General features: G+C 58.1%; 8 protein-coding genes. All 8 read right to left on the reverse strand.

The genetic code is table 11. The features are described from left to right. Window positions 1-17: 17 nt before the first annotated feature. The 8 genes from RSX24_RS17320 to RSX24_RS17355 all read right to left on the reverse strand — a co-directional run bounded on the left by RSX24_RS17320 (window position 18) and on the right by RSX24_RS17355 (window position 15,737). A complete protein-coding gene (locus tag RSX24_RS17320) occupies window positions 18-7,223 on the reverse strand; it encodes a non-ribosomal peptide synthetase (RefSeq protein ID WP_343261402.1) in 7,206 nt (2,401 codons plus the stop codon). Window positions 7,224-7,258: 35 nt separating this feature from the next. Next, window positions 7,259-8,266, reverse strand: coding sequence for an isochorismatase family protein (locus RSX24_RS17325; protein ID WP_343261295.1), 1,008 nt, complete (start codon window positions 8,264-8,266; stop codon window positions 7,259-7,261). A 60-nt stretch (window positions 8,267-8,326) separates the two neighbouring features. Further along, entirely contained in the window at window positions 8,327-9,961 is a 1,635-nt protein-coding gene (locus tag RSX24_RS17330; protein ID WP_343261296.1) for a (2,3-dihydroxybenzoyl)adenylate synthase, read from the reverse strand. Window positions 9,962-9,963: 2 nt separating this feature from the next. Beyond that, entirely contained in the window at window positions 9,964-11,295 is a 1,332-nt protein-coding gene (gene dhbC / locus RSX24_RS17335; RefSeq protein WP_343261297.1) for an isochorismate synthase DhbC, read from the reverse strand. A 25-nt stretch (window positions 11,296-11,320) separates the two neighbouring features. Beyond that, a complete protein-coding gene (locus RSX24_RS17340) occupies window positions 11,321-12,106 on the reverse strand; it encodes a 2,3-dihydro-2,3-dihydroxybenzoate dehydrogenase (protein ID WP_343261298.1) in 786 nt (261 codons plus the stop codon). 136 nt (window positions 12,107-12,242) lie between these two features. Beyond that, a complete protein-coding gene (locus RSX24_RS17345; protein WP_343261299.1) occupies window positions 12,243-13,103 on the reverse strand; it encodes an alpha/beta hydrolase in 861 nt (286 codons plus the stop codon). A 320-nt stretch (window positions 13,104-13,423) separates the two neighbouring features. Next, entirely contained in the window at window positions 13,424-14,473 is a 1,050-nt protein-coding gene (locus RSX24_RS17350) for an ABC transporter substrate-binding protein (RefSeq protein WP_343261300.1), read from the reverse strand. A 49-nt stretch (window positions 14,474-14,522) separates the two neighbouring features. Then, complete coding sequence (locus RSX24_RS17355; RefSeq protein ID WP_343261301.1) at window positions 14,523-15,737, reverse strand: AraC family transcriptional regulator; 1,215 nt, start codon at window positions 15,735-15,737, stop codon at window positions 14,523-14,525. Between the last annotated feature and the right edge of the window lie 149 nt (window positions 15,738-15,886).

Genomic DNA, 15,886 nt, shown 5'->3' on the forward strand with positions numbered 1-15,886 from the left:
ATCCGCTTCGGCTGAACTTAGCCGTCGCTGCGTTTGCCCAGTGCATCGAGTTTGGCCGCGAGTGTGCGGCATATCTCCGTAAGCGGCCCGGGCTGGCACAGGTCCTTGTGCCTGCAATGAATATCGTGGCGCTCCATGCCGCCGCCGACATATTCGTTCCACATCTCGGGATCGATGGGGTCGAACCAATCGGGAATGATGGTGGAACGGAAGAAAAGCAGCTCGCCATCGAAGCGCGACGGCTTGTATTTGCCCAGGATGCGCACGGAATTTTCGTATGTCCTGCGCAGCTTCATGATCGTTTCCTCGTCGAGGCTGGCCAGCGCACTGCCCTCGCTGCGCAATATGCGCATCGCCGTAGACATGTCCAGCGGCGCATCGCCGATGCTGTCCGGATCGTATCCGCCCAGTGCCAGCAAGGCGGTCAGCGCCTCTTCCTCGTCCGGTTCGCCCCGGATCGGCAAGTAATGGCTCGGATACGAATCGAGCATGGCCAGCAGCTCGACTTCCTCTCCCTCAGCCTGCAGCTGCACGGCCATGGCTTGGGCGACATTGCCGCCCAGCGACCAGCCCAACAGGCGATATGGCCCTTGCGGCTGGATGGAACGAACGTGGCGGATGTAATCCGCCGTCATCGCATCCAGCGTGGCCGGCAGGTCTTCGGCTTGGGCGATGCCGCGGGCCTGTAACCCGTAAATCGGAACATCCATGCCAAGATGCTTCATCAACCCGGCATAACACCAGCTAAGTCCCCCGGCAGGATGGATGCAGAACAATGGCGACTGCTCCCCATGTGGTCTGAGCGGCAGCAGCACTTGAAGCGAACCCGTGCCCGATTCGCCATCCATTTTCAGCCGCTCCGCCAAACCTGCCACGGTCGCCGTTTCGAACAGGATGCCGATGCCCGGCTCCTTGCCGAGCGCTTCCCGAATCCGGCTCATAAGACGCACGGCCAGCAGGGAATGCCCGCCCAGTTCGAAGAAGCTGTCGTCGATGCTTACACCGCGAAGGCCCAATACCTCGGCGAACAGGTCGCAAAGAATCTCCTCCTGCGGATTACGCGGTGCCCTGCCGCCTGCGGCGAGCTGCATCTCCGGCATCGGCAGGGCTTTGCGGTCCAGCTTGCCGTTCGGCGTCAGCGGGATCGCCTGCATGACAACCACTGCCGACGGCACCATGTAGTCCGGCAAACTTGCCGATGCATGGCGACGCAGCGCAGCCCACTCCGGCGGCGATGCGTTGTCCGCTGCGGGCACGACATACGCGACGAGGCGCTTGTCTCCAGGCTGATCCTCCCGCACGACGACCGCTGCCTGAGCAACGCTCGCATGGCGGGCCAGTACAGCCTCAATTTCGCCCAGTTCGATCCGGAAACCGCGAATTTTCACCTGCTGATCCGCGCGGCCCAAATAATCGAGCGATCCGTCATGCAGGCGTTTCGCCAGATCGCCCGTCCGGTACATCCGGGCTCCCGGCGGTCCGTACGGATCGGCGATGAATCGCTCTGCAGTCAACTCCGGCCGGTTCCAATATCCGCGCGCAAGGCCGGCTCCGGCTACATACATCTCGCCCGCGACTCCGGTCGGCACCGGTTGCAGCCGCTCATCCAGCACGTACACCCGCAGATCGGGAATCGCGCAACCGATCCAGCTGCTCGCCCCTTCGTCCGCGCTGCCCCGATGCAGTTCCTTGTAGCTCACATGTACCGTCGTTTCGGTAATGCCGTACATGTTGATCAGCTTCGGCGCATCGTCGGCATGGCGTGCGTACCAATCGTCCAGCCGTCCCAGTTCCAGCGCCTCGCCGCCGAAAATGACGTAACGCAGCGACAGCTCCCTTCCGATGGCAGGCTCCTCGCGATCCGCCTGCATCAGCTGGTAGAAAGCGGACGGCGTCTGGTTCAACACCGTTACCCGCTCTTCGGCGAGCAAACGAAGGAATGCTGCGGGCGAGCGGCTGATTTCGTGCGGAACAACGACAAGGCGTCCGCCGTGCAACAAAGGCCCCCAGATTTCCCAAACGGAGAAATCAAAAGCATAGGAGTGGAACAGGGTCCACGTATCGCTTGCATCGAATTGATACCAATGCTGCGTGGCATCCAACAGCCGAATGACATTGTGCTGGGGTATGACCACGCCTTTTGGTTTGCCTGTCGATCCCGACGTATAAATCATGTAGGCCGGGCTGAACGGCGACATGCGGCCGTTACGCTCGTCGTCAGACACATTACGAGCTGGTTGGGCGTTCAATCGTTCAACAGTTTCCTCATCGTCCATGAGAATGCAGGACACCGATTCGACGTTCGGAAGCAGCGCCCTTACCCCGCCGATGGCAATCAGGACGCGGGGATTCGCGTCGGTCAGCATGTGAATCAGCCGGTCTTCCGGATAATTCGGATCAAGGGGGAGGTACGCGCCCCCTGCCTTCAGGACGGCGAGAATGCCGACCACCATATGGATGGACCGCGGCAGCGCAAGCGCAACCATCTGCTCGGGAGCGACGCCCTCGGCGATCAAAAGCCTCGCGAGCCGGTTGGCACGATCGTTCAGCTCCTGGTATGAGATGTGCTGCTCCCCATGAATCAGCGCGACATGGTCCGGATGAGCGGCCGCCTGCACCTCGAAACGTTCGGCAATGGTCGCTTTTGCTTGCTCCGTTTCATCGATTTGGCTCGCCCATTCTTGCTGGAGCGCAGCCCTCTCCTTCGGTGTGATCACCGGGAAGGAGCCGATGGCCGCATCCGCGTGCCATGCGGCATGATCCAGCACTTGCCGCAACCGTACAGCTATTTCTTCTGCCGTGGAGCGGCGGAACAGGTCGGTGCTATACTCCAGCACGCCCGATATGCCAGCTGGCGAGCCGTCATGCCCGCGCTGCTCCGTCAATTCGACCGTCAGATCGAACTTGGATGCGCCAACGCCATGCACCAGCGTTTCTGCCGTAACTCCCGGCAGATCAAGCGGGGTGTCCGGCGTATTTTGGAGCACCAGCATGATTTGGAACAACGGATGTTTGGCGCGGGAACGCGGAGGATTGATTACTTCCACCAGCCGCTCGAACGGCAGATCCTGATGCTCGTATGCCCCCAGATCCACGGTACGCACGCGTTCCAGCAATTCGCGGAACGTTGGGTCACCCAGAGTGCTGGTACGCAGGACAAGTGTGTTGATGAACATGCCGACCACCTCGTCGAGGGCATCGTCGTTCCTGCCGGCGATTGGCGTTCCGATCACGATATCCGTGCCTGCACCCATGCGGGTCAGCAGCACGTTCAAGGCGGCATGCAGCACCATGAACAGGCTGACCTTATTCTCGCGTGCCAATGCCATGAGCTGGCCGTGAAGCTCAGGGCCGATGGCAAACGGAACCGTATCGCCCTCATAGCTGGATACGACCGGACGGGCATAATCGGCAGGCAGCGTCACCTGCTCCGGCAGACCGTCAAGATGATGTTTCCAGTAGTCCAGCTGCCTCGCGATCAGGCTGTCCGCACGCTGTTCGTCGCCAAGCAGCCTGCCCTGCCATGCCGCATAATCGGCATATTGAATGCGCAGCGGGCTCCATGCCGGCGCTTGTCCCAGCAGCCTTGCCCGATATGCTTCGGATACGTCCCGCAAGAGCGGCGATAGCGACCAGCCGTCGCCTGCGATATGGTGGAGCAGCAGCAGCAGCACATGCTCCTTTGGAGCGATCTTGAATAGCATTGCGCGGAGGCAGGTTTCCTCCGACAGCTCGAAGCTGTAACGCGAGGCTTGCAGCAGCAAACCTGGCAGCGTATCCTCCTTGGCCGAAACGGTCTCAAATCGAATGCGGGTACGCTCGTCGGTTTTCGGCAAAATGCTTTGGCTCGCTGCGCCCAGTTGTCGCGGATATAGCGTTCGCAGCGGCTCATGCCGATCGATGACGTCCTGCAGCGACGCACGCAGGACGGCTTCATTCAGAACGCCCGACAACCGCGCCACAAGCGGGATATTGTAGGTCGGGCTGGGTCCTTCCAGGCAATACATGAACCACAACCTTTGCTGCGCAAAAGACAGCGGAATGCTGCCCTTCCGGGAAATCGGCTGAATGGATGGCCGTGCCGTCTGGGCATGATCTAGCCTTCTTGCCAGGGCGGCCGCCGTCGGAGACTCGAACAGAACGCCGATGTTCAGCTCGACGCCGAATATATCACGCACGCGTGCCGTCACTCTTCCCGCGAGCAGGGAGTGGCCGCCAAGCGCAAAGAAATCGTCGTCGATGCCGACTCGGGCAACGCCAAGCACTTCCGCGAACAGGCTGCAGATCATCTGCTCCTGCGGCGTCCGCGCGTCCCTGCCTTGGGATGGGGACAGGACGGATGGAATTGGCAGGCGTTTGCGGTCGATCTTTTTATTTGGCGTCAGCGGCATTTCAGACAGCTGCATCCATGCAGCCGGTACCATGTAGTCAGGCAATGCCTCGGCCACGCGGCTGCGCAGCTCGGTCAGTTCCACATGCCCGGAGGCCTCGTCCGCAACGACATAGGCAGCCAGCCGTCGCTGCCCGGGCTGATCCTCTCTCGCCATGACCGTGACCTGGGCGATGCCCGGAATCCTTGCGATCACCGACTCGATCTCGCCAAGCTCGATGCGAAAGCCGCGAATTTTAATCTGATGATCCGCGCGTCCCAAATAATCGATCTCCCCATCGGGAAGCCATCTGGCCAGGTCCCCCGTACGGTACATCCGGCTGCCCGGCAATCCGTACGGATCGGCAACGAAGCGCTCGGCCGTCAGGTCCGGTCTGCCCAGATAACCGCGAGCAAGTCCATCTCCGGCGATGTACAATTCACCGGCTACGCCCGGCGCCGCTGGCTGCAGCCCCTGATCCAGCACGTAAAGGCGGGTATTCCCGACCGGACCGCCGATCGACGGTTTGCCGGAATGCTCCGGCTTCATGCGTCCTGCCGTGGAGTAGATCGTCGTTTCGGTTGGGCCGTACTGGTTGTTGACCTGACAGCCCATCTCCTCCAACGCTTGCTTCAGCTCGGCCGTCAACGCCTCGCCGCCGGTAATGACCGTCAATCCGTCAAATCGTCCGGGACGGCTGTTCACCAGCGACTGCCATAACGTCGGGGTTGCCTGCATGATGGTCGTTCCCTGCTCCCTCATTTGCCGGGCAAGGGCAGCCGGGTCAAGAATCGTTTCCTTCTGTGCCAAGTCGAGCCGCGCGCCTGTAACCAGCGGCAGGAACACCTCCATGACCGAGATGTCGAACGCAATCGTGGTAACGCCCATCCAGCGATCATGAGGACCTACCTTCAGGCGGCCACGCATGTCCTGAAGCAGGTTGGACAACCCCCGATGGGTCACGGCTACGCCTTTCGGCTTGCCGGTGGAACCGGAGGTATAAATGATGTATGCCGGATTCTCCAACGATGCCGGAACCGTCCGATCCTCCTGCTCGGGATTACAGTCGGGCTGCTCTTCCAGCTCGGCCTGAACGGCAGGATCATCCAATCGCATGACAGACACTTGCATATCGCGCAAACGGTCTGGCATACTGTGCTCCACCGTGATCAGGCATGCCGGTTCGGCATCGGACAACATGTAGTTCAGCCGATCTATCGGATAATCCGGGTCAAGCGGAAGATAAGCTGCCCCTGTTTTATGAACCGCCAGGATTGCTACGACCACATTCAGCGATCGGGGAAGGGCAATAGCCACGATTTTCTCCGGACCAGCCCCGAAACGGCGGATCAGCGCATGTGCGAGACGGTTGGCCTGTTCGTTCAATTCGGCATACGTCAGCGTATGGCCCTCGCAGGTTACGGCCTCCGCGGAAGGCGTCCGGCGAACCTGCTGCTCGACCATGGCTGCCGAATGCAGCTGGGGAACGCCCTGATCGGTCGCATTCCACCCTTCAAGCACTTGTTTCCGCTCTGCCGGAAGCAGTACATTCAGATTGCCGATCGGCTGGTCTGCGGCGTTCTCTTGAACAATGGTGTCGAGCAAGCGTAAATATCGGAGCTGATGCGACCGCAGCTCCTGCTTGCCATAGATCAACGGATTGGCATCCATATCAACGCGCAGTCCATGACCATGCCCCTGATCCACCACATGGATGGCCAGATCGTCTACGGGCCCTGTCGATAGATTGTGGATCATGCCGGGTTGCCCGGCAAAGTTCAGCTCATGATGAAAAGGCATCACGTTGATCATCGGGCCGAACAATCTGCGATGTTCTCCGAGAAGTCCCAGGTCCCTGCGCAGGTCCTGATGACGATATCGCTGATGCTTGCGCACGTTGCGGATCTCCTGCACGATCTGCTTCAAGAGACTGTCCAGCCGTTGTTCCGGCTCCACGTTCAGGCGAAGCGGCAGCACGTTCATCACCATGCCGGGCACCCGCAAAGATGACGTTCCCAAACGGCTCATGACAGGCAGCGCCAGAACGACGTCTTGCGTCCCGGTCATGCGGTGTACGTAGACGGCGGCCGCGGCTACGAGCAGATCCGGCCAGGTTACGCCGTACCGCGAAGCCGCGGACTGCAACCGTTCGCGATCCGCGTGGGACAACACGGCACTCTCGCGCAGGAAGCTGTCGGCCGTTCGCGGCGCGCCTTCGCCGAGACTCACGATGTCCGGCGCATCGGCGAACCGTTCCAACCAGAACTGCCGGTCCCGCTCCCTGGCGTCGGATGAATGATAGGCGGCATCCTCGTCCAGAACGGAGCATAGCGGGCCAAAAGAAATTCCAGTCTGCACGGCTTCATCGTTTGCCCTGCCGTCCACCATTGCCGTGTACAGCTGGGCCACCCGCCGTGCAAGGAGCGAGACGCCATAACCGTCGATCGCGATATGGTGCACGCGCTGATACCAGTAATAACAGTCGTCCGAGATGCGGAAGAGCGCCTCCCCGAAAAGCGGACCGACGGCGAGATTGACGGTCTGTTCCATATCCCGTTTCATCCAAGACCATGCCGCCTCGTTCGGTTCCGGTTCGTTCCGTACGTCGATGACATGGAATGGCCATTCCTCTGAGCCGCCGTTCGGCGCCTGCCAGGGTCCCTGCTCATTTTCGCCAAACACCATGTTCAGCGATTCGGCCTCGGCAACCGCCTGACGCAAGCTTGCCTCGAAACAAGCGGCATCCACATGCCCTTGAATCACGACGTATTCGCCGGTGTTGTACATCGGATTATCCGGGTGCAATTGCTGCGCATACCAGATGCCGGCTTGGGCGGAGGACAACGGCATCATGGCATTGCGGCGGGGAGAGAGCTTCGCAGCCCGGCTCAAAAGTAGTCTCCGTTCGGCAGTACTTTATGCGGCGCTCCCGCATTCATCAGGCTTGCCCATGCTGCCAGCGTCGGGGTTTCCGCCAAATCCACGAAGCTCACGTCTCTGCCCGCCATGCGGAAGCGCTCGGCCAGGCTCATCATTCGAATCGAATCCAATCCCCACACCTGGATCAGGTCGTCTTGGTCGCCAAGGTGCTCCGGCTGCTCCTGCAGCATTTCCGCTACCTGGCTCCGCAGTTCATGCAGCGTCGCCGATGCCGCCGCATGTACGTCCAGAGCCTCGGCGTTCGCAATGGGCGGCTCGCCTGCCAGTCCGCTCTGTCCGCTACCCTTGCTCGCCCCGGTACCGTAAACCGTGCCGGCGGATGAGCCCAGCGCAGCGGCCGCTTTCTGCGTGGTCAGCGTGACCGCGCAGCGCTCGGCAGCATACGTCAGTGCCATGCGATGCTTCTCCGCGGAAAAATCGGCGACCGCATCCGCCACCAGAAACGCCTGGATATCTTTCATGAATGCCTCGCAGGACGTCATCAGGCAGCCGATATGGGCATATATGCCGCAGATGATCAACTGATCGCGCCCCTGCTCCTGCATCCATTCCAGCAAGTCGGTCTTCTGGAAAGCGCTATAACGCCACTTGGTCATCAGCGTATCCTGCGGAGCAGGCGCCAGCTGTTCGATGACCTGCTTTTGCACCGGACCGCCGTCGATGCCCGCCCCCCAGAAATCGAGCTGCAAGCCGCGCTGCTCCGCCGTCTGTCCGCCAGGCTGGGCCGAATACACGACAGGGATGCCGAGCTCGTGACACTTCGAGCGAAGCTGTGTTATATGCTCGATCAATTCGGTAACGGGAGAAGCCCCGGCCGTAAAAGCATCCACGAAATATTGCTGCATGTCATGAATCAGCAGCACTGCGCGTTTCGCATCCGGCGTCCAGGCCACCTTGTTGACAGGAAGCTCCGATTCAGTAGGCATGGCATATGGCTTAATCACTGGTAGTCCCATGAATATCCCTCTTTTCAGCATAAATTTGGATTCATCCATCCATGATCGCATGACCAACGTTTAGGATTGGACAAAGGAAGATGGGTGCAATAACCGCTCGCGCAGCGCCTTTTTGCTGACTTTGCCTACGCCCGTCTTGGGGAAAGACTTCACGAATTCGAAGCGGTCGGGAATTTTGTAGGCAGCCAGCCCGCGTTCACGCAAGAATGAACGTAATTCTGTCGCTGTCGGCATGGCCCCATCTTCTCCGTTCGGAACGATAAAAGCGCACGAGCGCTCGCCCAGATAATCGTCAGGCATGGCTACCAAGGCAGCGTCGTGAACCCCTCCATGCGCCAGCAGGTGATTTTCCACTTCCTCCGCAGCCACTTTGTCGCCGCCACGGTTGATCTGGTCCTTCGCGCGTCCCTCGACCACGAGATATCCATCCTTCGTAAAGCTGGCAATATCCCCGGTCCGGTAGAATCCGTCCGCCGTAAAAGAACGGGCATTATGATCCTCGGCTTTGTAATATCCGCGTATCGTGTAAGCTCCCCGTGCCAACAAATGCCCGGATTGCCCCTGTTCTACCTCAACGTCCTCGTCATCCACGATTTTCACCTCGTCGTACGGCGACATCGGTTTGCCCTGGGTATGGATAATGACGTCCTCGGGATCGTCGAGCCGCGTATAATTTACCAGCCCTTCGGCCATGCCGAACACTTGCTGCAAGGTGCATCCCAGCACCGGTTTCACACGTCCTGCCACTTCAGCGCTGAACTTGGCTCCGCCCACCTGCAGTACTTGCAGCGAAGGGAATCTCTTCCCTCTAGCGGACGCGGCGTTAAGCCATACGAGCGCCAAGGGAGGCACGAGGGCGGTGATCGTCACCTGGTGCCTGTCAATCAGCGGAAAAGCCTCGTCCGGACTGGAGCCGCGGGACAGCACGATCCGGCCTCCGGCATAGATCGTACCCAGAATACCCGGCGAGCTGAGCGGATAATTGTGGGCGACCGGCAGTACGGCCAAATACACGCTGTCCGGGCTCAAACCGCACACCTCCACGCTTCTGCGCAGACTGTAGATGTAATCGTCGTGCGTGCGAGGGATCATCTTGGGCAAACCCGTACTACCGCCCGACAACTGCAGGAAGGCCACATCGGAACTGAGCGGCCGCTCCGCTTCCGGCAAAGCGACCGGTTCAACGTACAGATCGGATAGCGCCGTGTATGGGCCGGCCTCTCCGGCAACGATGACATGCCGAAGCCCGGGTACTTCCGCCTGAACCTCTCCGGCCAGCCCGCTGTAATCATAACCGCTGTCGATGTCCGGAATGACATATGCCTCCGCTTCGGCAAAGCGGGCAAAATATGCGATTTCGCTTTTCCGATGCAATGGAAGAGCAAATACGGGCAATGCTCCCAACCGAAACAACGCAAATATCACTTCAATAAAAGCCGTGATGTTGGGCAGCTGCACGATGACCCGATCCTGCTTTCGAATACCCGTCGCATGAAACCCTGCGGCGAGCCGATTCACCCGTTCATTCAACCCTTCATAAGTTAACGCTCCATCGTCGCCAATAACGGCTACCCGATTGCCATATAATGCCGCCCGCTGATGCAGCATCTCGCCAAACGTGATGCCTTCCCAGCAACCCGCCTGGCGATACTGTTCCGCGAGTTCCTCCGGCCAACCCTGAAATCCTGGCAGCATGCTCATTCCTCCCCTGTAGCTCCTGCTGATTGCAATCCCATCGCACGCAGCATCGTGCCAAATTTCGCCGCAGTCTCCGCAAGTTCTGCTTCCGGCGTGGAGCCAGGGACAATTCCAGCTCCTGCATACAGCCGGAGCTGATGACCCTGCACTTCGGCACACCTGATCGCAACGGCCCATTCGCCATCGCCCCTGCTGTCGCACCAGCCGACCATTCCGGTGAACAGCCCCCGGTCAAACGACTCTTGTGCCTGAATTTCATCGCGTGCATCTTCCACGGGCGTGCCGCAAATGGCCGGCGTCGGATGAAGGACAAAAGCCAGCTCCAACGATGTTGTGGCCCCATCGGCAAGCTCTCCGTAAATATCCGTGGAGAGGTGCCACATGGTACTCGTCTGAATGAGCGATGGCTCCTCAGGCACGGTTAGCTCTTTGCACAGCGGGCGCAATGCAGCAGCAACCGCATCAATGACGACGGCATGCTCGTGACGATCCTTGGCTGACGCCAGCAAAGCTTCGGCACGGCGTCGATCTTCTTCCGGGTCACCACTGCGTGCAGCCGAACCCGCCAAGGGATTGACTCTCACCCGCGTTCCGCTCCGGGTGACCAGAAGCTCCGGACTTGCTCCGAGAAACGTCCGTGGTTTGTCTTTTTCGCCCACACTATTGACGTGATTATCCGTTGTTACTATACTTTTTGATAATTGCGATTTACGCATCGGGACGGCAAATGTGTAACCATGCGCATTATCCCTGAAGAGGTTACGCAGCAGTTGATGCGTATCCACCTGCGTCTCCGACGTCACGCACAGGGTGCGTGCCAGAACGATTTTGCTCAGTTCTCCCGCATTCAGACGGGTCAGGACGCTCCGTACGCTTTGTTCATAGACCGCCGCGGCCGGCTCTTCTTCAATGCTGCAATTCCCTGCTGCCGGCAGCCTCTCGCGCATGCGGTCCGAGTCTGCAGGCGGCTCCGCCCACTGCACGCTTTCGGGAACATACAGTTCCACGTCAGCACGCCGCGGATTGAAAGGGATGGCTCCAACCGCAACCGGGTTTACTCTCCCTGCCTGCTTCGCCTCGTTCAGCAGCCCCTGAATCCGATGCAACAGACCTTGAATCGGCTCGTCATACCGCAAGCCGGGATTGGGCTGTTCATCCGTATCCAGAGCATTGCCCCCTATTGACGAAGATGGTGCATCAGACAACCTTTTCCATTCCCCTTGAGCCAGCATCGTATGCAGCGGCGATGACCAGAAAAAGGATTTTCCTTCTTCGTATTGCTCCAACAGGCGAAGCGCGGAAGTCGCAGCAACAGCACTTGCTTTGGACATTCTCATCATCTCCTTGGATTTGGTTTCAAGCACCAAGTGTGGCGCCTCCATCGATGCGCATGTCATGCATCGTGATATGTCTGGCCTGGTCGGATGAGAGGAAAAGCACCGCATCGGCAATATCCGCCGGATCGGCCAGCCTGTTCAGCGGAATGCCTAATCGATACGCATCCAGCGAGCCGGCAATGGCCGCTTCTGCGCCATGCTCGTCCTTCCACAATAAACGCTGCATCTCGGTATCGGTCGAGCCGGGCGACACCACATTGCAGCGGATATGGTCCCGTGCATGTTCCAACGCAAGGCACTTGGTAAACTGGGTGGATGCCGCTTTCGAAGCCGCATACGCCGACATGTGCATTCGCGGTACGGCAGCGGCGTTGGACCCGACAGTGACGATGCTCCCGCCCCGCCTTGCAGCCATTCTGGCCACAACGGCGCGCGATACGTAAAATACGCCATGCGTATTCACCTCAAAGGTTCGCAGCCACTCCTCATCGCTAAGTTGGCCCACTCTGCCCATGTGCAAAATCCCCGCCGCATTCACCAACATGCCAATCGGCCCGAGCTCCTCTTCAATGCAAGCAACGCCATTCTCCACAGCTATACGATCGGAGATATCCATTGGATAAGCGGCTGCCCGGCAGCCTTGAGCACGCAGGTCGGTAACCGACAGCTCAAGCCGTCCTGCCTGAAGGTCAACCGCCGCCACGACTGCTCCCTGTGCAGCGAACGCCTTGGCTACGGCCTCACCGATGCCTTGGGCTGCTCCGGTAACCAATACCACTTTGCCCTCGATTCCCGTATAACTCACCAGACATCCTCCATTTCTCTGTATCGATTCAGCTTCCCGCTCTGATTTGCAGCCCTTATCCCTGCTCGTGCTCCCTCTTCATATCGGTTCCTTCATTTGCGTGTATCTCTCCGCCACTCTCCATCCGCCGCAATTCTCACCTCTCCGGGCTGCAGGCAAAACGGATCGTACGGCTAATCAGAAACGGAAGCACCGAAACATGGTTTTCATCCTCGAACTCGGTATATCTAATCTCCAGCCCCGTGAGCTTTAACGAGGATAAGCGGTCGGCAAGGCTGGAGGCCTTGTCGTTGTTTCGCGCGGGATGGGTTTTCTCATGCTCCCCCATGCCGATCCAGACCCTCGCGTCGACCGGCTCCTCCTTCATTCGTTCAACGAACCTTCGCTCTTCCGACTGCATCACCTCTTGGTTCCAATGGAGCGATGGGCTGCCTGCAATGTAGTACCGAAACGCACCCGGCCTCGTAAACAACGCATGGATCACGAAAAGCCCGCCAAGCGAATGGCCGAAAATGGCCTGCCTGTTGCGATCGATCCGGTACTGCTGCTCAATGTCCGGCTTCAGCTCCTGCTCGATAAAATTCAGAAACGCATCCGCGCCCCCCTGTTCCGGAATGGGCGTCCCATCCGACTTGTGGGTGTACGCCGTCGTCGCCTGCGGCGTGAAATCGTAGTACCGATGCGGAGAAAACGGACCTGCCGTCTCGTAGCCGATGCCTACGACGATCGCAGGAAGGGCTCCGGTCTTTTCCGGCCTGCGGCCTTGGATGCGTACCGCTTCAACCATCGTGCCGAACACGGAGTTGGCATCAAGCAAATAAATGACCGGATAACCATTTGGCGGCGGCGGTTCTGCCGGTTGGTGCACCATGATTCGGTAGGCATGCCTGCCGGATTGCGATGTCATGGTCCATTGTTCGGAACGCGGTACGAGTATGGTACTGCGGGCAATCGGGTTAAGGGTTCCGGTAAGGGAAGAGTCGGGTTGAAACGTCATTGCAGGTGGTTCCTCCTTGTGATTCGGCTTATATAAGACAACGATCGTTTATATGAGATTGATTCTCATTACCAATTATAAGAGAGTCATGCAGGTGCTCCCATGGACGATATCCAGAAATGATTTTGACTATCTCCATATCTTGATCCGATCGATTCAAATGCGTGCCTTTTACTTGCATGAAAAAAAGCCCGGCCACAGGCAGACAGAACGGAACATGCCTTCGTTCCCTCTGCTGTGGGGGCCATTGGTTGTATACCTTGCGATGCTAAGGTCCACGAGATCTCTTGGACCAATCCGAACTTAAGCTCTCCTGATGGTTACTGCTGTGTGATTGCTTTCAACGTTTCGTCAATGACGTGACCGTAAGCAATCAGCCCGCTGCCAAGCCATGGCGCAGGATCGACGTTGTACACCTTTCCATCTTTGACTGCGGGCATGCTCTTCCAGACGGCGGTATCGGTCATTTCCTTCATGCTGCCCACGCCTTGTTCCACGGTGAAAATGTAGTCGGCATCGATTTCCGGCAGCACTTCCGTCGATACGATCGCGCTGTTCTCCGTTTCGACCAAAGCAGGCTTACCCAGACCAAGCTGCTGATATACAACGTAGCCGCTGAAATAGTTTCCGCCCATCATGCTGATGCCGCGCGGAGCAAACCGAATGATCGCCGCCTTTTTACCTTCGGCCACTTTGGCGATCTCGGCTTTGGCTGCATTCACCTTGGCATGGTACGTTTCGATGGCCTGCTTGGCTTCAGCCGTCTTGCCCAGCAGGTCACCAATGATCTCCAGCGATTTTTCCACATCGCCCGATGCATTGTTGAACACGTAGGTCGGCGCGATTTTGGAATAGCTCTCATAAACGCCGTTCTCCGCATAGTTGGCCGTATGCAAAATGATGAAATCCGGATTGTACGCCATGAGCGCTTCCGGCGAAGGCAATCCGCTGGAGAAATCGAGGGTTGGCACCCCGCTTAACTGATCCTGCAAATAAACGTGCCCCTGCGTACCTGCCGCCCATTGGGCTACCGGTTTGACGCCGAGCGTCAGCAGCGAGTCTTCAAGATAGGGGGCAAACACACGCTCCACCTTGGCAGGTACTACGACATCATGCCCCAGTTCATCCTGCACCGTTCGTTCGCTGGCCTTTTCTGCCGGCTGTTCTTCCTCCACAACCGTCTCCGTCGATGCCGGGGTGGTTGCTTCCGCGGTCTGCTGCTCCTTTCGGGTCTCGCCCGACTCGGAACCCGAACCGCAAGCAGCAAGCAATCCTGTCATTAAAATCAACACCAGCAACATCAGGATTCGGGTGCTGCAGAAGGTGCGAGCACCCGACCGATGAACAGGTTTTTTTCTCTGTTGAAACATTGGACATCCCCCTTGATAAACATTCTCATTTAGATAGAAGGATTATATGTCATGTCGCCCGGGAATCGCCATGGACGGTATCCAGATGCCGATTTGGACAATATCCCGTAAACATCAGCAGAGCTTCTTCCAGCATACGCATCACCCCGACCGCAGAATAATCAAGCCAGGGGTCGCCTGCGATCAGGTGTACTTTATACTGACGCACAGCCTTGAGCCCGCGCCATGCAGGAGCATGCTGCAAACTGAGCCAATGTGCACGTGAAGCCGCCTCGGGGCACACCATCACCATAATCCGGTCCGGATTCAGCTCTGCCAGCTGCTCTAGCGTCAAAGGGGCGTTTGCCCTTACGTCAGGGAATGTATCTAAACAAAGATCGTGGTACAGCACCTCTCGGATGCCGGGATTGCTATAGAAATATAAATACTGTCCGTAAACACGGATGACGGCGACCTTTTCGCGGCCTACCTCCTTTTGTACGGCTTCGCGTGCCTGGCCCACCCTGCTATCATAAAGTTCAATCCATTGCTTGGCCTGTTCCTCCCGCTCAAGGAACGAGGCAATCGTGCGTAGTTCGCCGCGCCAATCCGGGTTGTTTCTGTGCACGATGCAGCATGGCGCAATTTTCCTCAATTTGTCCTGATCGGCCGCGCTGATCTGGTCCGTGCCGATAATAGCATCCGGACGAATGTGGACCAACCTTTCGACATTGGCATCGAACCGCCAGCTCGTATACGGGTCTGTCAGCTTAAGATGGCACTCGATGTCTGTGCGATGCGCATTATAATAATAAGCCGTCCACTTGGGATCAATGGGTGCGGCGACAGGCATGATTTGCAGGGCAAGCAGTTGTCCCGTCACGCAGGAGGAGCAGATTGCTATCCGTTTGCGAGCCGTCTTGGCATAATCGGAAGGAGACACGCCCACTTCTTTCTTGAACTTCCGGCTGAAATAGAACTCGTCGCTATACCCTACCTTGAGCGCAATGTCCCGCAGCTTGTGGCCTGATTCCTTCAAATAACGTTTGGCCCGGTTGATCCGGAGATCCGTCAAATACTCCATTGCACTCTGCCCGTACGTCTTTTTGAACAGATCCACGAAATATTTCGGGCTGATGCTGGCTTCCTGCGCCAGATCGGCAATCGTCAGCGGTCGGTCGAAGTGCTCATCCATATATGCTTTCACCTTGGCAAGATCCGTCTTGGGGCTGCGGCCGGCAGCAGGCACGGAACCGTCTGACCGCGAACCATCCTCCAGTAACATGTGGCCACTCCTTTCGATCTGCTTGATGAGTATGAAGATTCGATAAAACTGTGATATCATTCATAACGAAAATGATAATCATTATCAATAAAATTATCATATTCTTTTCATCTCAGTCAATCCATATATGGAAAAAATAACACACCTGA

The organism is Paenibacillus hubeiensis (assembly GCF_032334105.1).
In the GTDB taxonomy this organism is placed as follows: Bacteria; Bacillota; Bacilli; order Paenibacillales; family Paenibacillaceae; genus Paenibacillus; species Paenibacillus hubeiensis.

Bases quoted from the DNA above. Each gene is read 5' to 3' on its own strand.
- RSX24_RS17320 (WP_343261402.1), bottom strand. From the start codon at position 7,223: ATGATGCCGTTGTCCTCCGCCCAAGCCGGCATCTGGTATGCGCAGCAA.
- RSX24_RS17325 (WP_343261295.1), bottom strand. From the start codon at position 8,266: ATGGGACTACCAGTGATTAAGCCATATGCCATGCCTACTGAATCGGAG.
- RSX24_RS17330 (WP_343261296.1), bottom strand. From the start codon at position 9,961: ATGCTGCCAGGATTTCAGGGTTGGCCGGAGGAACTCGCGGAACAGTAT.
- dhbC (WP_343261297.1), bottom strand. From the start codon at position 11,295: ATGTCCAAAGCAAGTGCTGTTGCTGCGACTTCCGCGCTTCGCCTGTTG.
- RSX24_RS17345 (WP_343261299.1), bottom strand. From the start codon at position 13,103: ATGACGTTTCAACCCGACTCTTCCCTTACCGGAACCCTTAACCCGATT.
- RSX24_RS17350 (WP_343261300.1), bottom strand. From the start codon at position 14,473: ATGTTTCAACAGAGAAAAAAACCTGTTCATCGGTCGGGTGCTCGCACC.
- RSX24_RS17355 (WP_343261301.1), bottom strand. From the start codon at position 15,737: ATGTTACTGGAGGATGGTTCGCGGTCAGACGGTTCCGTGCCTGCTGCC.